Genomic DNA, 24,607 nt, shown 5'->3' with positions numbered 1-24,607 from the left:
GACTCAGTCACGCTGGGGAACACCGTATGACATCAAATCAGGAATTTAAGGTAAATATAGAATCCGATCGGGTTTCAACCACAGGGAAGCAAACCCTGCCACTCAATGCCCTCATTGCCCTCGTTGTCGGATCAATGGTGGGGGCAGGAATCTTCACCTTACCTGCGGCCTTTGGTCGAGCGACGGGTGTAGTTGGTGCGTTAATTGCCTGGGTCATTGCAGGAGTCGGCATGCTCATGCTGGCATTCGTATTTCAGACCTTAGCTGAACGCAAACCTGATCTGGATTCAGGGATTTTTGCTTACGCCAAAGCTGGTTTTGGTAACTATTTGGGGTTCCTGGCAGCATTAGCTTTCTGGACGGGAACCTGTGTCGGAAATACTTCCTACTTTGTACTGATTCAATCCACTTTAGGGGAATTTTTTCCGGTATTTGGGGATGGCAACACCGTTCCAGCCGTCATCGTTGCTTCGATCGTGCTGTGGGTGTTTCATTTTATGATTCTGCGGGGAATTAAGCAGGCCGCAGGCTTGAATACGATCGTCACGATCGCCAAAATTGTCCCCATCATCGCCTTTATTCTGATTCTCCTGTTTAGTTTTAACCTCGATGTCTTTACGGCCAATCTCTGGGGCGGGCAGGACTATGAGGCAGAATCGCTGGTACGGCAAGTTGGTAGCACAATGCTGGTGACAGTATTTGTGTTCATCGGCATTGAAGGGGCAAGCGTTTACTCCCGCTATGCTGAGAGGCGATCGGATGTGGGTTTGGCGACGGTGCTGGGCTTCGTGGGTGTGCTGTGTTTGCTGATTATGGTGACTGTCCTACCCTATGCCATTTTGCCGCGTGCAGAAATTGCGGAATTGCGAAATCCCTCAATGGCTGGTGCGCTGGAACTGGTGGTGGGTCGTTGGGGAAATATCTTCATCAGTATTGGGTTACTGATTTCAGTCCTGGGAGCCTACCTGGCCTGGTCGCTGTTTGCGGCAGAAGTGCCCTACATGGCAGCCAAGGAACAACTGATGCCCACGTTCCTGAACCGGGAAAATGCTCAGAAGGTGCCGTCTGCATCCCTCTGGTTGACCAATATCGTGGTTCAGGGCTTTTTGATTGTGACGCTGTTTGTTCAGCAAGCCTTTGAAGTGGCCCTGGAGTTAACGAGTGCCCTATCCCTGATTCCCTATTTATTGGTAGCAGCCTTTGGGCTAAAGCTGGCAATGGGTGGAGACACCAATGCTCAACGTTCTCGCAATCGCACCCGTGAGTTGATCATTGCTGCGATCGCCACCCTTTATTCCCTACTGATGCTCTATGCGGGTGGACTGGATAAATTGCTGTTGTCAGGACTAATCCTTGCGCCTGGAACGATTTTGTTTATCCTGGCCCGTCGAGAGCAAAACCTGAACACTTTTCGCTCCTGGGAGTGGTTCTTTTTCACGATTATCCTGATTGCTGCCCTCTCAGCTATTTACGGATTATTTACGGGATTAATTGTGATTTAGCGAGTGAAAAAGAATCGGATCGATTAACGATGAAGATTAGATAAAAATTAATACACTAAGGATTATGAATTAAACAACCTGTCAATCATTTTACTTTGCTGGCTGGGCGGGCAAGATGCCCACCCCACAAGAGTTTCAAATTATTCAATTTGTATTCCTGAACTCATACTTTGATCGCATCCAATTTTGCCAGTTAATCAATTGCCCCAAGTGGGATACTCCTGAAATTTTTCCTTGTACTGACATTGCTGTACTGACGTTACTGGACTGAAATCAATAAACGGAGCCATGTATGACTGTTGCAACTAATCCTGCTGCTACAAATCAAGCGACTGTTTCCTACGGTGTCCATTCCGAAGTGGGCAAACTGCGAAAAGTCATGGTTTGTTCCCCTGGTCTGGCCCATTCTCGTTTGACCCCCTCCAACTGTGATGATCTGCTATTTGATGATGTGCTGTGGGTGGAGATGGCCAAGCGAGATCACGCAGACTTTGCCATGAAAATGCGCGATCGCGGTATTGATGTTGTTGAAATGCATGCCATGCTGGCAGAAACGCTGGAGGTGCCGGAAGCGAAAAAATGGATTTTAGATCAGCAAATTGTCCCCAATGAAGTGGGTTTGGGATTGGTCAACGAAGTTCGCGCTTACCTGGATGGACTGAGTTCTCGCCAACTGGCAGAATATTTGATTGGTGGACTGGCGGCCTACGACATTCCGGAGGATTTTGGTAGCGCATGGCTGAGAATGGCCCAGGAGTCCAGCGGCATTACCGGATACCTGCTGCCACCCCTGCCCAACACGCTTTATACCCGCGATACCACCTGCTGGATTTATGGTGGTGTGACGCTGAATCCGCTCTACTGGCCAGCTCGTCACGAAGAAACGGTTCTGACCACCGCTATCTACAAATTCCATCCCGACTTTGCCCAGGCAAACTTTGAAGTCTGGTGGGGCGATCCAACGGTGAATCATGGGTCTGCCACCCTGGAAGGTGGGGATGTGATGCCGATCGGCAATGGAGCCGTGCTGATTGGCATGAGCGAACGCACCTCTCGTCAGGCCATTACCCAACTGGCAGCAGCTTTGTTTGCTAAGGGGGGAGCGGAACGGGTGATTGTTGCAGCTATGCCCAAACTCCGGGCGGCCATGCACCTGGATACGGTGTTTACCTTCTGCGATCGAGATCTGGTCAGTCTGTTTCCAGAAATCATGGATCAGGTGACACCCTTCTCTTTGTATCCCAGCGATAAAGCCCCTGGCTATGAACTGGTTAAAGAGACAGAATCCTTTGTGGAGGTGGTGGCTGCGGCCCTCAACCTGAAAAAGCTGCGGGTGGTGGAAACCCAGGGCAATGTCTACGCTCGCCAGCGGCAGCAGTGGGACAGCGGCAATAACTTTGTCTGCCTGGAACCCGGTGTAGTGGTGGCCTACGATCGCAATACGTTAACCAATACAGCCCTGCGGAAAGAAGGAGTCGAAGTGGTGACGATCGTTGGGGCGGAACTGGGACGGGGACGGGGAGGTGGACACTGCATGACCTGCCCGATTATTCGAGATGCGGTGGACTTTTAACCAGGAAAAAACAAGGAGAAATCACAATGGGTACAGAATCAACACGGGGGCCTTTGGTCATTATTGGCGGAGCTGAAGACAAGGAAGGCGATTGTATTGTCCTGCGGGAATTCGTCCGGGCTGCGGGCGGGGTGAATGCCAAAATTGCTGTGATGACTGCCGCGACAGGCTACCCCGTGGAGGTGGGAGAAACCTACATCAATGTGTTTGGGCGATTGGGGGCGGAGTCAGTAGAAGCGGTACATACGGAACACCGTGACCACTCGGAACGGGAAAGTTCGCTTCGCATTGTGGAAGAAGCAACGGGCATTTTCTTCACGGGGGGGGATCAGTCGCGGATTGTGGAATTTATTCAAGGAACCACCCTCGATAAAGTGATTCACCAGCGGCACGATCGGGGAGCCGCGATTGGGGGCACCAGTGCCGGAGCAGCCATGATGCCGGATCAAATGATTGTCGGGGGGGCATCGGTTTCTAACCCCAGTGTGGATGCCGTTAGCATGGGGCCGGGCATGGGCTTTTTACCGGGAATTGTGATCGACCAGCACTTTGCCCAACGGGGTCGCCTGGGTCGCCTGTTAGCCGCGTTGGTGTTGCAACCTGCGGTAATAGGACTGGGCATTGATGAAGACACAGGCATTATTGTGAAGGGCGATGAATTTGAAGTGGTGGGGCAGGGAGCAATTACGGTGGTGGATGAAACGACCACAACCCACAACAACCTGGAGGGTTTGCTCAAAGATGAACCGATCGCCCTTTGCGGGGTGAAGCTGCACATTTTGCCCCACGGCTATCGGTTTAACTTAAAGACGCATCTGCCGCTGTTATGAGGGGAAATCAGTCATTATGACAACACTACTGAATGCAATGCTGATTCCCTCAGAGCAGACGGTCTACACAGGCGATGTGATCCAGGGGGTGCCAGTGATCAGCCAGTTGAATATCAACGACCTGGAACCCGGACAGAAGCACCGCTTTTTTTTCCAGGGGGTGCAAATGGGAACCGGGCAACACTGGTATGTACCCGTGGTGGTAGCCAAGGGAGTACAGACCGGCAAACGCATTGTGCTGACGGCAGGGGTACATGGGGATGAACTCAGCCCGGTGAATGCGGCCCATCAGGTGATGGCAAGTCTTGATCCCACCCAAATGGCCGGGACGGTGATGGCGGTTTTCGATCTCTCCCGTCCAGCCAAAGAGCACATTCAGCGCAAATGGCCGATCGGGCAAAAAGGCGGCTCGTTGGTTGATCTGAACCGCGTCTGGCCCGGTGACGAAATGGGCGATGATGCCCCGACTCGCCATGCCGGAATGCTCTGGCATCGGTTGTTCAAACCCAACGTGGATGTGGCTCTCGACTATCACACCGCCTCAACGGGGGGCGATTTCACGATGTTCATCTTTGCCGACTTGCGACAGCCAGAGATTCGCCAGATGGCTGAATTGTTTCCGGTGGAGCAAATCAAAAACGATCCAGGGGAAAGCGGCTCCCTGGAAATGGCGTTTGTAGCAGCGGGAATTCCGGTAATGACGATCGAAATTGGTGAACCGCGAATTTTTGATCCGCGCAAGATTGCGATGGCGGTGGAGGGCAGCATGAATGTGCTGAAGCATTACAGGGTGATTGACGGCTCGATCGATCGCACCTCCAGGGAAGCGGGAACTTTCTTCGGTGACTCCTTCGAGACAATACGTTCGGCAACGGGCGGCTACCTGGAAATGCTAGTTGACCTGCGAGATAAAGTGACTCCCGGACAAACGGTGGCCATCCAGCGCAATTCTTTTGGTGATGTGGTGGCTGAATATACGGTAAGTGTGGCGGGGGAAGTGGCGACGATCGCCCGTGATGCGCTGAGTGAACCGGGTTCCCGGATCATCCAGATTTTGTACAACAGTGCTGAGAACTCTGTTGAGAACTCTGTTGAGAACAGTGCTGAGAACTGAGGAAATGCTATGTCTAATCCACCTCCTCGTCCCCGTCCCATCAAAGAACCGTCCTATCTGGATGTCCTGATTTCGCTGGTTGTGCTGATTGTCTCGATCGGTGGGGCCGTTTCTTTGTTTGGGCTGAATGCGATCGATGGGCCAGTCCAGGTTGCGTTGATTTTCAGCACAATGGTTGCTGCGCTCATCATTCTGAAAAATGGGCATCCCTGGAGTGATATCAGTGCGGCGGGGGGGCGGGCGATTTCCTCGATCGTCAGTGCGGTGTTTATTTTGCTGGCAGTGGGGGCGTTGATTGGGACATGGAATATGTCTGGCACTATTCCAACGATGGTGTATTACGGCATTCAATTGCTACAACCCAACTGGTTCTATGCGGCCAGTGCCCTGATCTGCGGAGTGGTTTCGATGGGCATCGGCAGTTCCTGGACAACGGTTGGCACTATCGGCGTGGGTCTGGTTGGGATCGCCTCATTGCTTGGGGTTTCCCCGGTCATTACCGCAGGTGCCGTCATTTCTGGCTCCTATTTTGGTGACAAAACATCTCCCCTTTCCGAAACCACCGTTTTGAGTGCTCAGTTGGCGGGCGTTGATATCTACACGCACATTCGCACCCAGATCTGGACATCAGTTCCGGCCTTTGTCATTGCCTTCGTGATCTTTATCATGCTCGGCTTGAGGGAAACCGTCGTTGCCAGCCTGGAAACGGCAACAGATCTGGCTCAACTGAATCAACTCTTTTGGATTACCCCCCTGAATTTACTCCCCCTGGTCTTTTTGGTGGTGTTCTCCATTCGTAAAGTGCCTGCCTCCCTGGCCATCATGAGTGCAGCACTGGTGGCAGGTGTACTGGGGGCAATTTTCCAACCCCAAGCCATTCTGCGCTTTGTGAATGATCCCACCCTGGGTGCCCCCCTGGTCTATATCAAAGGCATCTGGATGGCGTTGGCCAATGGCTATCAGGAAAATTCTGGCATTGCCGATATTGATATGCTGCTGTCGCGGGGCGGGATGGACAGTATGCTGTACACTCTCTGGATCATTATCGGTGCGGTCACGTTTGGCGCCCTTATGGAAGAATTTGGGCTGCTGGCAAAGCTGATCAATCCTATCCTTTACCGGGCTAAAACAACTGGGCTTTTGTTTGCAACTGTCATTGCAACGGCGATCGGCTTGAACATTACTGCTGGGGATCAATACATTGCATTAGTGCTACCCCTGCGATTGTTTCGGATTGAGTTCCAGAAGCGGGGGTTAAGTCCCCAAAATCTATCCAGGGCCGCAGCAGATGGCGGTACGGTCACATCTCCTCTGGTGCCCTGGAATTCCTGTGGGGCTTACATGGCAGCCACTCTGGGGGTGTCCACGTTCCTCTATTTGCCGTTTGCCATCTTTAATATTGCCAGCCCGATTTTGTCACTGCTGTATGGCATTACAGGTTTTCGGATCGCTCGCATGCCCCCTATCTCCAATCCAGAACTTGCGCCAACCTCCGAAGTTAAAACATAGGCTGGAATTTGATTCGTCAACTCGATCGCGCCTCATGATCCTTGATTGACAGGTGAAACCCTGATTTCCTATCAATTTCATATTTTATTGTTCTAGCTTTAAGAACAAACCCTTGATTCTCCATGCTTAGACCAACACCTTAAATGCAGATTGTATTGCCAATTTGGTTTACTTTTCGTTGCTCTTTTTTTACAACGGTTTACATTTTTCATCACTATCAACCAAGGAATTAACTATGAAATTAATTAAACTTTCTCTAACTGCGCTTTTTCTGCTTTTACTGGCAAGTTGTGCAAATGAATCCACTCCAACCGCAGCAGAGAAACAAGCTGCCCTCTGCACAGATTTAGCAAGATTCAGAACATCGGTCGCCGCGCTCAGAAGCTTGAGTCCAAACTCCACCGTGGGTGACTTAAAGCAGGCCCAGGATGAAGTGAAAGCGACGTTTAATCAGGTGAAAACCTCAGCCGCCAGTGTGCAAGAGGCAAGAGTGGTTGAGTTAGAGCAAGCCCAGGAGGAACTGGACAGAGCCATTCAAGGCATTTCTAATACAGCGACCCTGCAACAGGCAACAGACTCGATCGCAGAGGAAGTTGCGGCGGTAGAAGCGGCTCAGGTGCAGATGGAATCAGGCTTGACTTGTCAGTAGCCAGTTTGCAAACCGTAGAAATTGTAAAATCCGAGGTGTGTAATTATGACGGTTGAATATCAGGTTGAACCTAATCTTAGAAAAGCAACGGGGTGGATCATTGCCCTCAGTATTGCTCTAATTGTTCTTGGCATTCTGGCGATTTTATCTCCTGGAATTGCCTCCGCGTTTTTTACCCTTGTCATCGGCTGGATTACGCTGATTAGCGGTATTGTGATGATTGTGGAGTCCTTTCAGTCCAAGCCAGTCAGAGGATTTTGGCTGAACTTGATTGTGGGGCTTTTGTATGTCGTTGCCGGGATTTACATTTTGTTTAATGTCGGGGCTGCGGTGGTTGCCCTGACCTTCGCATTTGGTATTTTGTTTATTGTTGAAGGTGCTTTTACAATCATTATGGCCTTCACCAACCGATCGGGGCACAGGATGTCATGGCTGGTAGCTGTGAATGGCATCGTGACCCTGATTTTGGGCATCATGGTTCTGAACCGCTGGCCCTTCAGTGCCATCTGGCTGATTGGTCTGTACGTGGGAATTAGTTTGCTGATGAGCGGTATTTCTTTGTTGAGTGCAGCCCTAGTGGCTCGACGGACGATCGCAGCGAGTCGGACTTGATCCAAAAATATGCAAAATTTTAGGAGTTGCCCAGTTGTTTCTCAGCGCAATCTCAGCTTGATCACGCTTAATAGATAAAAGGTCATCTTTGTTTCAGCCGTCCTTTCTTCTATGAAGCGAATTCTGCCACAGCCTGTAATGACTAACCTACGCTCCCATGCTTCCACTGCATGGTCTAGAGCTAAAAGCTGGGTGGAAAATCGTTTAACCCAAAATCCCGCCAATCCTCCCCCCTCCCCCCCAATCGCCCCATCGTTGGCTAGATCCTGCTTCACTGCAATTTCGCCTGACGGTGGGAGTGACGACGTTCTCAGTGCTGGGGTTAGGGGGGGTATCTTGTTGGGTAGGCTGGCGGATGCAGGAAATTTTGATTGATACCCATACTGACACGATCAAGCACCTGAGCGATCGGCTGCCGCTGGATGTGCAGATTTATAATGAATCGTTCCCAATGGCGGAGAGTGTCCAGCTTGCGATCGACAAGGCCCCACCAAATGTATTGATTTGGGTAGAGGCAGCGGATGGGGAAATCACTGCCCAATCCCAGTCCTTTCAGGTCATTGAGCCTGAATTTCGGGAGAATCTATTTGCACTGTACGAACTGCCCAAACAGCCCAACGTTTACCAGGTCGAGCAGCGGTATCTGGTGCTGTGTAGCGATTTACTCAAAGTACGCGGGCGGAACCTGGGACAGATGCGAATTGCCCAGGATATTACCAGCAATCAGTTAATGCTGAACCGTACCATGCAAGGGTTGTGGATTGTTACAGGTCTGGCGATCGTCTTGCTGGCTGCCGTGATTGCCTGGTACATTCAGCGATCGCTCTGTCCCCTACGCCGCATTAGCCAGATTGCCTCTACCATTTCAGCGCACGATTTAAGTCAAGCCAAAATGACCCTGGACAAGGCCCCCACTGAGGTAAGAGAGCTGGCCGAGAAGCTGAACGAAATGCTGTCTCGCCTGGGGTTGTCCTGGGAACAGCAGCGGCAATTGCTGGGGGATATTTCCCATGAGCTGAGAACACCGTTGAGCGTGACCTATGGTTCCCTCCAGTGTATGCAGCGTCGAGGCAGTTCATTCAGTGCCATGCAGCAAGAATTATTAGAAACCGCCATTTCAGAAACCGATCGGACGATTCAACTCTTACAAAGTTTGCTGGATCTGGCCCGCGCAGACAACAGTTGTGTTTACTTGCATTCAGAACGCCTGAAACTAAATGATCTGGTTGCAGATGTGGTCAAACTGACTGAAAAAGCACAGCACCCTCTAATTAAAGTGAATGCTGATCAGGACATTTGGATGACCACCGATCGCAATTGCCTGATCCAAATTTTGACGCACTTACTGGATAATGCTGCCCAGTATTCTCCGCCAGACCATCCAATTACCATCACCCTATCGCAGACTGAAGAGACGCGCACAATTGAAATCCGAGACTACGGCTGTGGGATGCCGCTAGATCAACAGGAACGAATTTTCGATCGCTTTTATCGGATCGATCACGCTCGGAGTCGGGCGACGGGAGGGGTGGGTTTGGGATTATCTATTGTTAAAACACTGGTTGAAAGTATGGACGGACAAATCAAAGTCTGGTCACATCCTGGGGAAGGCAGTTTGTTCACCGTGACCCTTCCTTCCCAGTTATGTTCTTCCAGTCATCTATCGACAGGCATCAAGGACTAGAAATTATGGCGGCCCACATTCTTTTGGTAGAAGATGAAGTGAAATTAGCCCGATTTATGGAATTGGAGCTAACCTCTGAAGGCTATCGAGTCAGTGTTGCCAACGATGGTTTAACGGGGCTAACCCTGCCCGGGAAGAATCTCCAGATCTGTTCATTTTAGACTGGCTGCTTCCAGGGATGACGGGAGTGGAAATTTGTCGGCGGCTGCGTTCAACGGGTAATAAGGCTCCAGTGATTTTCTTGACGGCAAAGGATGCGGTTGGCGATCGGATTGAAGGACTGGATGCAGGGGCAGATGATTATGTGGTGAAGCCCTTTAGCATTGAAGAACTCCTGGCCAGGGTTCGGCCCACCTACGCCGAACCCAAGAACCTGATGCCGATCAGCTTCAGTTTGATGATTTGACCCTGAACCGTAAAACCCGCGAAGTTTTCCGAGGGGGACGGGCGATCGAGCTAACGGCAAAGGAGTTTGATTTAATGGAATACTTGATGATCAATCCCCGTCAGGTGCTCACCCGTGATCAAATCCTGGAAAAAGTCTGGGGCTACGACTTTATGGGTGATTCTAATATCATTGAGGTTTACATTCGCTATTTGCGCCTGAAGCTAGAAGAAGAGAATGAAAAGCGGCTGATCCATACGGTGCGGAGCGTAGGATATGTGCTGCGGGAATAGGGAAAGGTCATCCAGATTATCTAGCGGCGTTGCTGAACTTTGAGGCGATCGGCGGCTCATCTGGGCAGCGGATTCAGTCTCAGGAAGAAATTTTTCCAAAATGCGGCTGAATAAATTAATTTGGCTGAAATTGAGGGATTAATTAGAATAGCAGCAATCGTTCTGTTATTTCACTACACCTAGAGGGAGATTTTTTCTGTATTCATCGCGTCATAACCTCACCCCCTAGATCGATTCATCAAGGGAGTGCTTCAGAGTACAAATAGGAGCATCAGTGAATGAAGAGGTTTCGTCGATGAAACGTAATCACTTAATAGTGAACTTTCTACAGAGAGCTTATCAACTAGTTGCTACATTTGCTTGCCTAGTTGTCCTGACCCTGGGATGGCAAGGGGTTTTCACCGTTTCAACTCCGGCTGCAATGGCGGGAAATGACATGGTGCAATACGAGCGGCAAAATGCCCAAGAGCAAATTGATCGGGCTTTTGGCGCAGGAACAAGCGATCAGGCTGAAGGAAAAATCGACCGAGCCTACGGTAATGTCCAACGTCAGTTCGGCAAAGCATCTGGACAGGCGGAAGGTGCTGCCAGACAGGCACAGGGTCAAGCTAAAGAAGGAATCGGTCGAGCTAAATCGGCGATCGATCGAGCAGGTTCAGAAGCACAGGATCAGGGCGAAAGTCTGATTGATAGTGTGAAGGATTTCTTCGACTAAACCGTAGTTAACTTGTACCACCATCCGTTTAGATTCAATCAAATTTTGGGAGGAAGTTATGAATTTTTCTCGTATTATCTCTAATGCAATTCGTGCAGTACTGGTTGTTTTTATCTGTACTTTGCTAGTCGTTTCCAACGCTTTTCCAGCCGCAGCGATCGGCAGTTCTCAGTCTAACCCTACTGAAGGTGACACTCGGTTAGACGAAATCTTCCGGAAGTCTGAAGAGGTGACGAAAGCAGATCCGCTCTCCATGGAAGAAACTCAGCGTCGGGCTAACGAAGGACTTAACGAAGTTCAGGGTGCGGCAGATGTCAACCAGATGTATCGTCCTGAAGATGCTCCTCAGGCAACAACGGGTAAGGATCAACTGCAAAATGTTCTAGAGCGAGCAACTGGCAAGAAATAGGACAGAAGTTGGTAAGGCTCGAAACTATTTCTCTAGAGCCGATTAGAGTTAGAAATCGCTAATTCCATCAAGAGGACTCAATGGGTCAGGTGAATCGCCTGACCTTTTTGCCTGATTGACTGACAAAAGTTGTGTGCCCTCACCCCCAACCCCTCTCCCACGGGGCGAGGGGAGCGATTCACTTTTCCAGTTCCCTCTCCCATTGGGAGAGGGCTAGGGTGAGGGCTTTCAGGGTCTTGACTGAGAAGTTTTGTCAGTCAACCAGCCTTTTTGCTTTCTATTTTTTGCTTTTTATATAGCGTTCACAAATTGTTTGTGAACAAGGGGGTAGGGGCAACGCCCCCACGCCAGGGTTTTACCCCTGCACCCCGTTCAAATCCTACGGAGGATAGCTATAGTGTGTTGGATGATAGTAGTTTTGGTGGGCAATGCCCACCCTACAGGAATACATTCTTCCGTAGCGCAGGCAGCGTTCGACTGAGCGTTCGACCTAAGCTCGCGCCGAAGTCTTGCCTGCCAGTGGGATAGTTGTCGCGGAAATGCAAAATTGGGATACACTCCAATCAGACCGGAGCCGGAGCCACTCGATCGCCCAATAATTCCCACAATTGCTGATCGGAGAAGTCATTAATAACAAGCTTACAACCCAACCCATAAAGCTCTGCATGGGAATGGGTCGAGGCAACCCCAATGGTCATGATTCCAGCTCCAACTGCCGATCGAATTCCGGAAGCCGAATCCTCAAAGACGATCGCTTCCTCTGGGGTAATTTCTAACTGTTCTAACGCCATTTGATAGGGCAATGGATCGGGCTTTCCGACTGGCAGTTCATCCCCTAAAATGACGGTTTCAAAGGTTTCCTTCAGGTTGAGTACTCGCAACATAAATGCCGCATTTTCCGTCGGAGCATTGGTGACGATCGCCCGTTTCAAGTATTGTCTCTCCATCCACTCCAGCACATCGAGTAAGCCTTCAGTAGGAGTCAAGAGCATTTCAGCCCGAACCCGAAAATCCGCTTCTTTCTGCAAGCTTAATTGATTGCTATCCTCTGGAGAAAGTTGGGGTAGTAAATCGCTAATAATTTCTTGATTGCGTCTACCGCTGAAATTTGCCTGATAAAATTCTGGGTCAATATCCAGACCGTATCCTTGCAATAAATCTTTCCAGGTTTGAAAGTGAATCGGGTCAGTATTGGCCAGCGTTCCATCTAAATCAAATAGCAGTGCTTTTAACATTCCCTTTTCTCCTATCGATCGCCCCTATGTAACTTGCCCTTACGTAACAAAGTGTAACAGACGAATTCAGTGTCAGCTTGGATTATGATCGTTCGCAGCGATCGCAGATTTCAGATGTAGAGTTCAGGCGCAGAGTTCAAACAGAGTTCAAACAGAGTTCAAACAGAGTTCAAACGCAGAGGACGAGGAAACGGGGATGGGGAGTTCAGAGCTAGTAGAAGTCATTGGTATCGACCTGGGCGGTACTGCCATTAAACTCGGTCGTTTTGATAGTCAGGGAACCTGCCTGGCGGCTCTGACGATTCCCACCCCGCAGCCTGCTGACCCGGAGTCCGTCCTGCAAACGATGGTGGCCGCGATCGAGCAGCTTGATCCAGCGCATCATACCGTGGCGATCGGGGTGGGTACTCCTGCCCGGCGGATGCTGAGGGTCGAATTGCCAGGGTTGCCATTAATCTGAAGGGCTGGAAGGACATTCCCCTGGCCGATTGGCTGGAGGCAAAAACGAATCGACCAACGGTGCTGGCCAACGATGCCAACTGTGCTGGAATGGGGGAATACTGGCTGGGAGCGGGGCGAGCCTATCAAGACCTGATTTTGCTGACCCTGGGAACGGGGGTGGGTGGAGCCGTGATTTTAAATGGTCAGCTGTTTGTGGGACGGGATGGAGCAGCCGGAGAACTGGGATTAATTACGCTGCGTCCAGAGGGGCCAGACTGCAACAGCGGCAACAAGGGTTCCCTGGAGCAGTATGTCTCGATTCAAGCGATTCGACGACGCACCGGACTGGAACCCCACGAACTGGGCGAACGGGCGAAGGCAGGGGAACCAGAGGCGATCGAATTTTGGCACACCTATGGTCGAGACCTGGGGGCAGGATTAGCCAGTTTGATCTATGTGCTAACCCCTGAAGCTGTGATTATTGGTGGCGGCATCAGTGCCAGTGCTGAATTTTTTCTACCCACCGCCCAGGCAGAGATGGAGCGGCGGGTTTTACCAAGTTCTCGTTCCGGGCTTCAGCTTTTGAGGGCAGAATTAGGGGGACAGGCGGGAGTGGTGGGGGCTGCCAGGTTGGCGTTGCAGAAGGCTAATTCATTCACAAGTTAATGAGTAAACGAGAAAAACTCCGCAAAAAGCTAAAAATAACCCTAAAGATGCAACGTTTTCGGATATCCGAAAGCTTTTGGAGCAGGAAGATTTTTCTCTCGATCGCATTACAGGAAGCCATCATGTTTTCACAAAGGGAGAAATAACATTTGCTATTCCAGTCCACAACAACAAGGTCAAAGAAATTTATGTCAAACGAGTGATCGAACTGATCGAACAGCTAGACAATCCAGAAGATGAGGAAAGTTCATGATGAAATATCCAATTGTGATTTATCCCTGTGATGGAGAGGGTTATGTAGCAGAAATTCCTGCACTTAAAGGTTGTATTGCCCAGGGTGAAACGCTGCCTGAAACACTAGAAGAACTAGAAATTGTTGCAAATCTTTGGATTGAAACCGCAATCAAGCACGGGCGAACCTTGCCTGACATAGATAATGCGATTCAGCGGGTCAAAGCTTTAAGCCACAGTGGTTCTTGTTAACGCGATCGCACTCCTCCGTTTTGTTCAAACCAGGCGCGCAGTTCCTCCAGGTTCCGACACAGAGTTAGCCTGTCCAGATCGTCTACATGGCTAAAGTAGCGGGCGATCTCAGCTAGTTGGCTCAGGTGTTCCTGTGTGGTGCGCTGGGCCGGACTAAGGAGGAGAATCACAACATGAACAGGCTGCTGGATCCGATCGTGTTTTACGCCTTCCCGGTGAATTCCCAAAAACATCTTGGTTTCTTTCAGTTCCCGGACTCGGGCGTGGGAAATAATGACTCCCGGTAAGACCTCACTAGCGTATCCCACATCATCGTAAACCAGGGCTTTGAGAACCGAGTTATGGCGTGGATCATGGGTGTCGATCGCCGTGCTGAGCAGCACATCAACAGTTTTCTCGTAGGAAGGAGTCGCTAAATCCAGTACAACGCGATTCTCAGTCAGAATATCGGGTAATCCCTGGGGCTGAATGCTCACACTCCGCAGTTCTTTCTCCGACGGGTACAGCACCAGGAAGCTGGCGTGTAAGTCTGCTAACATTTGCGGTAGGCGCGATAGGGAGCGTTCATAGGCGATCGTCCCTTCCCGGGCACTGAGGAGCACCATCAAATTTTTGTCATTGACTGTATCGTGGAGCGTCGTTTCCAGGGCTTGCCAGGTTGAAACTTCCATGAAGGCAGCATCTACCTCAATGGCAACCTCACTAAAGTGCTGGCGGAAGCGATCGGCGTTATCTCCAACCACGAGTGCTTGAATCGTTGCCCCTAACTGTGACGCTAACTGTTTGAGCGATCGAACCGCTTCATAGAAGCCTGGATTGTGATCGACTAACGGCGGCATTACCACCACGAGCCGTTGAAATGTGTTAACGGAATGTTCCAGCTTACAGACCCAGACCTGCTGGCTGGACTGCTCCAACATCTGGTCAATCACGGTGCCAAAAATTCGCTGTTGGGCCGATCGGGCTCCATTCCAGCCAATCACAATATCGCTGACCCGTCGTTCCGTTGCTGCCTCCACAATACCAGAGGCCGGATTGCGGGCAACGCGGGTGACCGGGTTCACAGGCACATCAATTTCAGCCGCATGAACCACCGCATGGGCAAGTAGTCGTTCCGCTGCCGCCACATTGCTTTCCGTGTTGTCTGCCTCCAGTTCCTCAGCCACCACGGTCAAGGGGAAGATCGTTTCTTCAGACTTACTATCCCGCAGCATCGAGGCAATATTCATCAGAGTTTCACTAGTGGATGGATTCGCCAGAGGTACCAAAATCCGTTGGGGAGCCTGACGCGGTTCGTAGATCTGGTCTTCCTCTTGCTCCTGGGCTACCTTACGACCAAAGCGATCGACCACCCAGGCGCAAGGATGCAGGTCGCAAAGATCATCAGCACCACGCCATTCAGCACATCATCCCCAATAATGCCAAGTTCATAGCCCACCAGGGTGGCCGCCAAAGTTGCTGCTGCCTCGCAGGTAGATAAGCCAAAAATCACCCAACCCTGGGCATCGGAATAGTTGTAGATTCGCCGGGTTAATCCAGCCGCGATCCATTTTGTTCCAACGTTGGTGGATAGCATGGCAATCATCACGACCCAGGCTGTCCATCCGCTGGCCAGGACTGACACATCCACCAGCAGACCGATAAAGATCAGAAAAAACGGAATGATAAAGGCTTCACCGAAGAACTGAATTCGGGTCATTAACCGACTGCGTTCTGGAATCAGTCGATTCAGCGTTAGTCCGACTAAAAACGCCCCCAGAATGGCCTCTGTCCCCACGGCACGAGCTAAATAGGCACCAATAAATACAACTGCCAGAACAAAGATAAACTCGCTCTTGCCACCGTCTTCCACATTCCGGAAGAACCAGCGGGCTAATAGCGGCAGCAGGTAGACCACCGCCGCCACATAAATCACCATTGCCAGAGCGAGGGTAATCCAGAAAGTCGTGGTTAACTCTCCTTCAAAGCCCCGGGCGACGACCACCAGCACCAACAGGGCCACCGTATCTGTTAGAATCGTGCCGCCGACAGTGGTGACTACGGCATCGTTCTTCGTGATGCCCAATCGGCTAATGATCGGGTAGGGCACCAGGGTATGGGAGGCAAACATACTGGCAATCAAGATGGCAGCAGCCCACCCAAATCCCAAAACATACCGAAACAGTACGGTACCGATGAATTGAGGAATGGTGAATGTAATGATGCCGAAGACCAGACTGCGATCGCGGTTTTTGCGGAACTGAGACATATTGATCTCCAGCCCCGACAAAAACATGATGTAGAGCAACCCGACATTTCCCAATAGCTCGATCGCCTGACCTCGCTCCAGCACGTTCAGGACACTAGAGCCTAAGATCACCCCTGCGATGATCGGCCCAATGATCCCTGGAAGCCGAAACCGCTCAAAGATTAGCGGAGTTGCCAAAATCACGACCATACAAATTCCAAAGATCAAAATTGGATCTTCAACCGGAAGGGTTAGCCCCAGGATTAATTCCATGTATGACTCCTTATGGTGGTGGGAAGATGGGTGGGTTTCCAGTCCACTAAATGAAGAGGGGACTGATGGGCTCCCTCCGTGGATGGCTTGACAGCCCCTGGCGGCAGGGGTTGAGTGTGGAACTCATTCTGTACAACCAGCACGGGGCAAGATGCATGGCGCATCACATAATCGGGTGTACTGCCAAAGAACCGTCGCTTCAAACCAGGCTTGAGACTGCGCCCCATGACGATCAAATCTGCATGGGAGTGGTTTGCCAGACGACAAATCTGCACCCCCACATCTCCAACTTGGTGAACCGCTTTTGCAGGAACGCCGAGGGCGTGGGCGATCGCAGCATAATCACAAAGCCACTGATAGTCTGCATCGACCTGATCTCGATGCTCTTCGTCTAGCTGTTGCAGTTTTCCAGGACTGACTAAACCAAACCCCGCATCAATAAAGGTGCCCATGTGTTCCGCGATTTTGAGTCTGGTACAGTGGGTCAAGATCAAACGGCTGTGGTACTGCTGGGCCAGGGTCAGAGAGCGATCGAATATTGCGTCTGCAAAATTATCACGGCCTAAAGCCGCCAAAATTCCATGAAACGATGTCATTGAACGATCTCCAGAGTCTAGCAGGTACAGTCAGCAAGCCGTAGCGATACCCGCCAAGGACACCGGTGGTTCAACCCATTGTGAAAATGCTTGAAACCCAGTCTCCTCCCAATGCCGACGAAGTTAGCTGACGGGCTAGGACTGAGAGATGTCCCTCTTGAATCACGATGGCAGGTGCAATTTCACCCCCCTCGCCTTTCCAAGATAAGCCCCAGAAAAAGGTTCCTCCGCTCCAACCACAACGCTGTGTCTGTAATGAACACCATTGCGATCGAATTAGGCTGACTTGCTTAATTTCTGGAAATTATAGCATTACCCTGAGGCAGGACGATCCTTCCGAAGATGGAGTTTTTTAAGCCATTAGATAAAATAACCGCCAATTCAAATCTGGAGTACCTGCTGCAAGGTTGAGAGCAATTCCTGAGTGGTGAATGGTTTAGATAAGGAAGCGTTCACTTCAGTTTTTGGCTCATTGACCCCACTCGTACTCAAGCCACTCATTGCAACAATTTGAATTTGGGGATTCATGGTACGCAGGGTTTGAATCGTTGCTTTTCCATCCATTGACGGCATCATCATGTCGATTAAAACGAGACGAACATCCGCCTTATGTCGGGCAAACAAAGTGACTGCTTCAATCCCATCTTGAGCGGTCAAAACCTCATAGCCGTAGGTTTCCAATAAATCCTTTGTGACTTCACGGATAAACGTTTCATCATCAACCAACAGGATTAACTCACCATGTCCTATTAATATATTTTGCGCTTCAGTCACCTGAACTTCGGTTTGGTGAATGGCAGGTAAGTAAACCTGAAACTCTGTGCCTTTATGAATCTGGCTCGATACAGTAATAAATCCGTTGTGGCTTTTGATGATCGTCATAACAGTCGATAATCCTAATCCCGTTCCTTTTCCCATTTCCTTTGTGGTGAAAAATGGATCAAAAATGCGATCGATTACATCTGGCGTAATGCCTTCTCCAGTATCAGAAACCGTAATCTTGACATAGGAGCCTGCGTGAGCTTCTAGATGGAATTGGGCAAATTCTTCAGTGAGTTCGACATTTTCAGCCGAAATCTTGATCATTCCTCCATTGGACATCGCATCCCGAGCATTGAGGCAAAGGTTCATTAAAATCTGGTGTAGTTGAGTGGCATCACCGCAAACGATCCAGAGATCGCGGGGAATGTTGGTGGATAGGGTAATCGATTTGGGAAAGGTTTCTTCAGCAATTTGCTTGATTTCCCAGATCAAATGCTTGACCTCCAGCAGCGATCGCTCCCCTTCCACACCCCGCGCAAACGACAACACCTGCTTGACTAAACTGGCCCCTCGCCGCGCACTGCTGTCAATAATATCAATCCACTGTCGCCCTTTCGGATCCTCTGGATCAGCAAGCTGCATTTCCAACAGCGACACTGCCATCAATATGGGAGCCAGAAGATTATTGAGGTCATGGGCAATTCCTCCTGCCAGCGTACCAATACTCTCCATCCGCTGGGCCCGGAGAAACTGTCGTTCCAGTTGTTTCTTCTGAGTAATGTTGGTATTCACCATTAGAATCGCCTGGGGTTGACCGTTTGAATCCCGCACCAATGTCCAACGACTTTGAACAATGACCTCCCGTTCCGCCTTTGTCCATTGGTACAATTCTCCCTGCCACTCTCCTTTCGATAGAACGGCCTGGTAGATAGCTTCAATGTTCCCAGGAGCCTCTCGGTAGAGCAGTTTATCTTCCAGTTGGCCCATGGCTTCCCTGGCAGCCCAGCCATATAACCGTTCAGCGCCCTTATTCCAGTAAGTGATCTGTCGATTTAATCCCTGCACCACAATGGCATCCGTTGCCACATCGAGGAGGGCAGCCTGGTCGCGGATTTTTTGCTCGGCTTGCTTGCGTTCTAGTAGCTCTGCCTGGGTTTGTTGATAGAGTTCTGACTGGTGAATGGCGATCGCCACCTGAGTGGATAGGTGGGTCAACAGTTCAATTTCCCAGGTTTGCCATTGCCGGGGCTGACGGCAGTGATGCACAATCAGTAACCCCCACAGTTGCTCTTTATGGAGAATCGGAACGACCAGTTTTGACTGTACCCCCAGTTTGCGTAATGTTTCGACCAGGCAGGGAGCAACTTCGTCCTGTTCAATATTGGTAATGGCCCGAACGCGCCCCTGGCGGTACAGCTCATGGCATTCTTTGGGAAAGATCACTTCCGGCAGGGATTGCCCCAGAATAGGGGCATAATCGGGAGCAACCGCTTCATTCGTCACCCGCCCTGTGCCGTACGGAGTGACACGGTAGGTTAAAACGCGATCGGATTGGAGCAATTGCTGCACTTCAGAAACCGTTGTATTCAAAATTTGATTCAGGTCTAACGATTGCCGAATCCGATTCGCAATGCCTGCCACCAGTCGTTCTCGTTCGGTTTGTTTCTGTAGTGCGGTTTCAGCTTGTTTGCGGGCTGTAACGTCAGTTTGTAAGGCAATGTACTGGTAGGGTTGATGGTGGTCGTCCAGAAAGGGAACAATGGTCGTATCCACCCAATAAAAGCTGCCATCTTTCGCACGATTTTTGATTTCACCGCGCCAAACTTTTCCCTGGGCACTCGTTTGACACATATCCTGAAAGAAAGATGGGGGATAGTGATTTGGGTTTACAATCCGATGGCTCTGCCCAATCAATTCTTCTCTGGAGTATTGAGAAATTTCGCAGAATCGATCGTTCACAGAGGTAATGTTTCCCTGCGCATCCGTAATGGCGACAATGGAGAATTGATCAAGGGCAACCTTAATCTCGGCTAATTCCTTGAGCGACTGATGCAGGGCATTTTCCGTTTGCTGAATGATGGGTAACCCTGCCGGGTTCGTTCCCAGTAAACGACCATCCGCTGGGATCGATTCAATGCCCTCTGGTGCAGCATTCAGGATCGACTGTAACTGCTGTTCTCGCTCCTGCAACCACGTCAGATGCCGCCGCATCTCCAGTTGGCTGATCACTTGTCGGCTGAGAGCCTCCAATGCCTTGATTTGGTCTGAACACAACTGACGCGGAATCCGATCGATCACACACAGGGTGCCAATTCCGTATCCTTCTGGCGTGACCAGGGGAATACCTGCATAAAAGCGAATGTAGGGTTCTCCAAGTACGAGGGGCGCAGCAGCAAACCGTTGATCCACTGAGGCATTTTGCACGATCAGAGGATGGGCTTGCTGAACCGCATAGTTGCAGAGGGTCAAATCCCGTCCGATCTCGGAAACATCCAGACCAACCCTGGCTTTGAACCAGAGTCGATGGGCATCAACGAGGCTAATCAGGGCGATCGGGGTATCACAAATCTGGGCAGCAAGTTGAGTTAAGTCATCGAAAACTGTTTCCGTTTCGGTGTCTAAAATGCGGTAATGGTACAGGGCTTGCAGCCGAGCTTCTTCGTCCTCGGAGGCAATGAAAAAGGTCATTTGCAGTTTTCCTTTCAGCGTTCTCTAAGTGTCTATCTGAAAACTCGCTTGAGTGTTGGGAATCCAAAACCCCTGACGGGGTTTTCTGATAGGTTCTAAATACGGATTGATGAACCAACCGTTCTTCTACTGTATCGAGGAAAACTAAAGAAAATCTGAAGACTGAAACTTCACACTGTTTAGAGTGTTTGCACTATGAATCAGCAGATGAGCCAGCTCAGGATAGTCAACCGTTGGTCAGGTCTTTAGCAAAAGCCTATGCCGAAATTTTGCCTCTCAGCTCTCAGTTGATATCAAAATTAAACTTATTGAAACTTAATATTTCTTCTCAGTAATTTATTAATAATTTATGGTTTTTCTCAATCTTATGTATTTTCCTAACTCCAAATCCCTGGCAGAGAAGTGAATTTGCCCATTTTCCCCATGTTGTGTGAGGCGGCTGTTTCGGGAACTCTATAGAGAACTTAGCTCGTTCTACTTCACTTTCCTGCGTGGTTGATGAATTCTGAGATTGCTGGCACCTATCATCTGAGCCTGGTTGGATTATCGTTCGTGATTGCTGTTTTATCCTCCTACACAGCTCTCGATTTAGCAATTCGAGTCAAATCCTGGCTTCAGAAAGCCCGGTGGCTCTGGCTACTGGGTGGAATCCTCTCGATGGGTACTGGTATTTGGGCTACCCATTTTCTCGCCATGCTGGCGTTTGATTTGTCCACTGCTGTCAGTTATGATTTGCTGCTGACGTTGCTATCGCTGCTGTATGGTGTTATGGCCTCTGGAATCGGATTATGGCTCTTGAGTCGTTCTGCGACCAATGGGAGGTTGCTGCTGGGGAGTGGGTTCTGTATGGGGATTGCCATTACCTGGATGCACTATACCGGAATGGCGGCAATGCAGCTACAGGCAGTGATTCAGTATCGTTGGAGTTGGGTGGCTGTGTCGTTAGGTGTGGCGATCGGGGTATCGATCGCGGCTCTATGGTTGGCTTCGCAGCTTCAGGAGCAATCGTATCCCAAAGGGTCGTGGCAGATGGTGATTAGCGCGCTGGTGATGGGACTGGCCATTAGCGGCATGCATTACTCAGGTATGGCTGCTACTCATTTTTTTCCCGTGGAGCATCCTGTATCCGTTTCAGCACAGACTTTAGATCCAGCTGTGATAGCGACTGGAGTTGGGTTTGGGGCGTTTTGCATCTTGAGTCTCATGCTGGTGACTTCGCTGGTGAGCCAATGGCTGATGGCTCAAACGTTAAACCGGAAAATGCTCCAAGCCAGGGAGCAGAATTTTCGCTCCCTCATCCGTGAGATGCAGGTTGGGGTATTTCTCTTGAACACGCAGGCTGAAATCCTGGCGAGTAATCAGGCGGGCATTGATTTGCTATTTCTAGATCATGCAGTTTCTTCTGAACACGGGGATGAATATTGCGGACGTAAAGTTTTCGGAGAATCCTGGCGTTTGTTCCGCGAAGATGGTACTCCGTTTGAGTTGGCTGATCTACCGGTACAACAAGCCATTCAGCAGCATCGATCGATTCATGATGTGGTAATAGCCATCGAATCTCCCCTGACTCAGGAGCGGCGGTGGCTCGTGGTTAATACCGCGCTCTACACCCTGGAAGCAGAACAGGATGAGCGTGTCGTTTGTACGGTCAGTGACATTACTCAGCAAAAGCAAAATGAATTTTCCCTGTGCCAAATGGCCAGCCGAGAAAGAACGTTGCTTCAGGTGATTCAGCGGATGCACCAAACCCTGGATTTAGAAGCTATTTTCAGTGCAACGACGGATGAAATGCGGCAGGCAATTCAGTGCGATCGCGTCGTCGTTTATCAATTTGAACCCGACTGGAGCGGTCACTTTGTCGCAGAATCCGTAGCGGATGGTTGGTTGCCCTTACTGCCATCCCAACCTGAGCCAGAGTTGAATCAGGTGACCGTTAATCAGGAAGAATGTATTCTCAAAACGATTGAGCAATACAGCATTCAGTTGGAAGATACTTACCTGAAAGATACTGAAGGCGGAGCGTATCGCTGGGGAAACAGTTATCGCTGCGTCAACAATGTATTTGAAGCAGGTTTTTCAGACTGTTATCTGAACTTAATCAACCGCCTCCAAGCCCAGGCTTATGTGATTGTGCCAATTTTTTGTGGCAAGGTTTTGTGGGGGCTGTTGGCAGCCTATCAAAATTCTGCGCCGCGTCAGTGGCGAACCGAAGAGATCCAACTTTTGCTTCAGGTGAGTTCTCAACTTGGTGTAGCAGTTCAACAGGCGGAATTGCTTGCCCGTACCCAGCAGCAAGCCCAGGAACTGGAACAGGCCAAGGAAGCAGCCGATGCAGCGAATCGGTCTAAAAGTGAATTTTTAGCGAACATGAGCCACGAACTCCGCACCCCCCTTAATGCGATTCTAGGCTTTGCCCAGTTAATGAGTGATGATCAAGAGCTATCTCCTGAACACCGCGAATACACGACCATCATTAATCGCAGTGGAGAACATCTCCTGAGACTCATTAATGACATCTTAGAAATGTCAAAAATTGAAGCAGGACGGACTCAGATGAACGAAAACGTTTTCGACCTGTATCGGCTGCTCAATCATGTAGAGGAAATGTTTCAACTCACTGCAATCAAAAAGGGGTTGACTCTGATCGTTGAATGTGACCCCACCCTACCTCAGTTTATCCAGGCAGATGAGGGGAAACTGCGGCAGGTGATCATTAACCTATTGGGAAATGCCATTAAGTTCACTGAACAAGGATGGGTTCGCTTACGGGTATGGGCCAAGGACTGGCAGATCAAAGCGGTTGATCAAGGGGTCGATCGGTCATCGTGCCGGTTTCTCATTGCATTTGAGGTAGAAGATACGGGCCCGGGGATAGCAGCAAATGAATTGGATTGTCTATTTCAAGCGTTTGGTCAAACCCATTCCGGCTTCAAGTCTCATCAAGGAACCGGATTGGGACTGACCATCAGCCAGAAGTTTGTGCAGTTGATGGGGGGAGAAATTACGGTTTCTAGTGAGATCGATCGCGGTTCTACCCTGACGTTTGAAATTTGGGTACAGTCCCATGATTTTGGGCAACCTCCAATCCTTCAGCCTTTGCCGCAAAAAGTGAAGGGTTTGAAGCCGAATCAGGCATCTCCCCGAATTTTAGTGGTTGAAGATCATCCTGCCAATTGCTTGCTGCTGGTCAAAATTCTGACTGCAATCGGGCTAGAAGTCAAAGAAGCAAAAAATGGTGAGCAGGCCCTTGACCTCTGGGCATCCTGGCAACCGGATCTGATCTGGATGGATATGCGAATGCCGGTGATGGATGGATATGAGGCAACCCGGCAGATCCGAGCGCGAGAGCAACAAATCAGGCAGCAACAGACTGGCAATACCGCATCGCCCCATCCCATCACTGCATCAGTCCCCGGCGCAGACCATTCCTCCACTCGAATTATTGCCCTCACGGCCAGCGTATTTGAAGAGCAGCGGCAAATGATCCTGGCAGCAGGTTGTGATGATTTTGTACGTAAGCCGTTTCAAGAGCAAGAAATATTTGAAAAGATCGGTTATCACCTGGGAATCGAGTATATTTATGAAACTTCGGATGAAGACCCGCATCAGTTGAACCGGAATTCTCCAAGCGTCCATAACCCAGAACACCTGAGTAAAAAGGCTTTTGTCCATCGCAGCATCGATCTATCCAATAGCTTGCAGGATATGCCTTCGGAGTGGGTTCAACAGCTAGAACGGGCAGCGTTGCAGGGTAGCGATCGCCTGGTGCTTGAACTCATTCAACAAATTCCTGAGCAACATTTTGTACTGGCCGATCGCCTCACAAAGCTTGTATCAGACTTTCAGTTTGAGCAAATTATTGATCTCACTCAAAACGATTAACGGATCAGGAGAAACTTGTCATGGATGTTCGTTCTGAGCATACTGTATCGCATCAGAGTGAGTCTCTTGAATCAGTAGA

At 50.1% G+C, this 24,607-nt stretch carries 19 protein-coding genes, 2 pseudogenes and 1 riboswitch; of the genes and pseudogenes, 15 read left to right on the top strand and 6 right to left on the bottom strand.

All coding sequences use genetic code 11. The features are described from left to right. Positions 1-26 precede the first annotated feature (26 nt). From ACM1PF_RS20670 to ACM1PF_RS20640, 7 genes are all read left to right on the top strand, one after another. On the top strand, positions 27-1,502 hold the full coding sequence (locus ACM1PF_RS20670) for a basic amino acid/polyamine antiporter (protein ID WP_416666526.1): 1,476 nt from the start codon (positions 27-29) through the stop codon (positions 1,500-1,502). Positions 1,503-1,794: 292 nt separating this feature from the next. Beyond that, on the top strand, positions 1,795-3,075 hold the full coding sequence (gene arcA, locus ACM1PF_RS20665; protein WP_416666525.1) for an arginine deiminase: 1,281 nt from the start codon (positions 1,795-1,797) through the stop codon (positions 3,073-3,075). A 26-nt stretch (positions 3,076-3,101) separates the two neighbouring features. After that, a complete protein-coding gene (locus ACM1PF_RS20660) occupies positions 3,102-3,905 on the top strand; it encodes a cyanophycinase (RefSeq protein WP_416666524.1) in 804 nt (267 codons plus the stop codon). A gap of 16 nt (positions 3,906-3,921) precedes the next feature. Beyond that, on the top strand, positions 3,922-5,019 hold the full coding sequence (locus ACM1PF_RS20655) for a M14 family metallopeptidase (protein WP_416666523.1): 1,098 nt from the start codon (positions 3,922-3,924) through the stop codon (positions 5,017-5,019). Positions 5,020-5,028: 9 nt separating this feature from the next. Next, positions 5,029-6,528, top strand: coding sequence for a Na+/H+ antiporter NhaC (nhaC, locus tag ACM1PF_RS20650; RefSeq protein WP_416666522.1), 1,500 nt, complete (start codon positions 5,029-5,031; stop codon positions 6,526-6,528). 235 nt (positions 6,529-6,763) lie between these two features. Further along, entirely contained in the window at positions 6,764-7,177 is a 414-nt protein-coding gene (locus ACM1PF_RS20645) for a hypothetical protein (RefSeq protein WP_416666521.1), read from the top strand. 45 nt (positions 7,178-7,222) lie between these two features. After that, entirely contained in the window at positions 7,223-7,789 is a 567-nt protein-coding gene (locus ACM1PF_RS20640; RefSeq protein WP_416666520.1) for an HdeD family acid-resistance protein, read from the top strand. Between the two features lie 41 nt (positions 7,790-7,830). Here ACM1PF_RS20640 and ACM1PF_RS20635 read toward each other — a convergent pair whose 3' ends face one another. Further along, complete coding sequence (locus tag ACM1PF_RS20635; protein ID WP_416666519.1) at positions 7,831-8,064, bottom strand: hypothetical protein; 234 nt, start codon at positions 8,062-8,064, stop codon at positions 7,831-7,833. Between the two features lie 23 nt (positions 8,065-8,087). Between ACM1PF_RS20635 and ACM1PF_RS20630 the strand changes: the two genes are divergently transcribed. From ACM1PF_RS20630 to ACM1PF_RS20615, 4 genes and pseudogenes are all read left to right on the top strand, one after another. Then, a complete protein-coding gene (locus tag ACM1PF_RS20630) occupies positions 8,088-9,473 on the top strand; it encodes a sensor histidine kinase (RefSeq protein WP_416666518.1) in 1,386 nt (461 codons plus the stop codon). 5 nt (positions 9,474-9,478) lie between these two features. Beyond that, positions 9,479-10,151, top strand: a pseudogene (locus ACM1PF_RS20625) (response regulator transcription factor). A 295-nt stretch (positions 10,152-10,446) separates the two neighbouring features. Next, the gene (locus ACM1PF_RS20620; protein ID WP_416666517.1) at positions 10,447-10,866 is read left to right on the top strand and encodes a CsbD family protein; all 420 of its coding nucleotides are present in this window, start codon (positions 10,447-10,449) and stop codon (positions 10,864-10,866) included. Between the two features lie 58 nt (positions 10,867-10,924). Continuing rightward, positions 10,925-11,275, top strand: a complete 351-nt coding sequence (locus ACM1PF_RS20615; RefSeq protein ID WP_416666516.1) for a hypothetical protein — start codon at positions 10,925-10,927, stop codon at positions 11,273-11,275. 563 nt (positions 11,276-11,838) lie between these two features. Here ACM1PF_RS20615 and ACM1PF_RS20610 read toward each other — a convergent pair. Beyond that, positions 11,839-12,510, bottom strand: a complete 672-nt coding sequence (locus ACM1PF_RS20610; RefSeq protein ID WP_416666515.1) for an HAD family hydrolase — start codon at positions 12,508-12,510, stop codon at positions 11,839-11,841. A 196-nt stretch (positions 12,511-12,706) separates the two neighbouring features. Between ACM1PF_RS20610 and ACM1PF_RS20605 the strand changes: the two are divergent. The 3 genes and pseudogenes from ACM1PF_RS20605 (at position 12,707) to ACM1PF_RS20595 (ending at position 14,100) form a co-directional block, all read left to right on the top strand. Next, positions 12,707-13,617: pseudogene (locus tag ACM1PF_RS20605) on the top strand (ROK family protein). Positions 13,618-13,693: 76 nt separating this feature from the next. After that, entirely contained in the window at positions 13,694-13,870 is a 177-nt protein-coding gene (locus ACM1PF_RS20600; RefSeq protein WP_416666514.1) for a type II toxin-antitoxin system HicA family toxin, read from the top strand. Then, a complete protein-coding gene (locus tag ACM1PF_RS20595) occupies positions 13,870-14,100 on the top strand; it encodes a type II toxin-antitoxin system HicB family antitoxin (protein ID WP_416676739.1) in 231 nt (76 codons plus the stop codon). The genes ACM1PF_RS20600 and ACM1PF_RS20595 overlap by 1 nt, the downstream gene beginning before the upstream one ends. On the opposite strand, the gene ACM1PF_RS20590 is transcribed toward ACM1PF_RS20595, so the two are convergent. The 4 genes from ACM1PF_RS20590 to ACM1PF_RS20575 all read right to left on the bottom strand — a co-directional run bounded on the left by ACM1PF_RS20590 (position 14,097) and on the right by ACM1PF_RS20575 (position 20,646). Next, positions 14,097-15,452, bottom strand: a complete 1,356-nt coding sequence (locus ACM1PF_RS20590; RefSeq protein ID WP_416666513.1) for a PTS sugar transporter subunit IIA — start codon at positions 15,450-15,452, stop codon at positions 14,097-14,099. The two genes, ACM1PF_RS20595 and ACM1PF_RS20590, sit on opposite strands and share 4 nt — an antisense overlap. After that, positions 15,425-16,600 (bottom strand): cation:proton antiporter, encoded by a 1,176-nt coding sequence (locus ACM1PF_RS20585; RefSeq protein ID WP_416666512.1) that lies wholly within the window; start codon positions 16,598-16,600, stop codon positions 15,425-15,427. The genes ACM1PF_RS20590 and ACM1PF_RS20585 overlap by 28 nt, the downstream gene beginning before the upstream one ends. Further along, positions 16,591-17,196 carry a universal stress protein gene (locus tag ACM1PF_RS20580; RefSeq protein ID WP_416666511.1) on the bottom strand — a complete coding sequence of 202 codons (606 nt, stop codon included), beginning with the start codon at positions 17,194-17,196 and terminating at the stop codon, positions 16,591-16,593. The genes ACM1PF_RS20585 and ACM1PF_RS20580 overlap by 10 nt, the downstream gene beginning before the upstream one ends. A gap of 97 nt (positions 17,197-17,293) precedes the next feature. Beyond that, a riboswitch (cyclic di-AMP (ydaO/yuaA leader) is annotated at positions 17,294-17,489 on the bottom strand. Between the two features lie 88 nt (positions 17,490-17,577). Beyond that, positions 17,578-20,646 (bottom strand): GAF domain-containing protein, encoded by a 3,069-nt coding sequence (locus ACM1PF_RS20575; protein ID WP_416666510.1) that lies wholly within the window; start codon positions 20,644-20,646, stop codon positions 17,578-17,580. Positions 20,647-21,144: 498 nt separating this feature from the next. On the opposite strand from ACM1PF_RS20575, the gene ACM1PF_RS20570 reads away from it, so the two are divergent. Continuing rightward, positions 21,145-24,528: an MHYT domain-containing protein gene (locus tag ACM1PF_RS20570; RefSeq protein WP_416666509.1), complete on the top strand. Its 3,384-nt coding sequence runs from the start codon at positions 21,145-21,147 to the stop codon at positions 24,526-24,528. The last annotated feature ends 79 nt before the right edge of the window (positions 24,529-24,607 follow it).

The organism is Egbenema bharatensis FJBBOT/2019 (assembly GCF_048077055.1).
GTDB lineage: Bacteria > Cyanobacteriota > Cyanobacteriia > Elainellales > Elainellaceae > Egbenema > Egbenema bharatensis.
The sequence above is the reverse complement of the archived record's forward strand: the minus strand, read 5'-3'. Positions and strand labels throughout refer to the sequence as shown.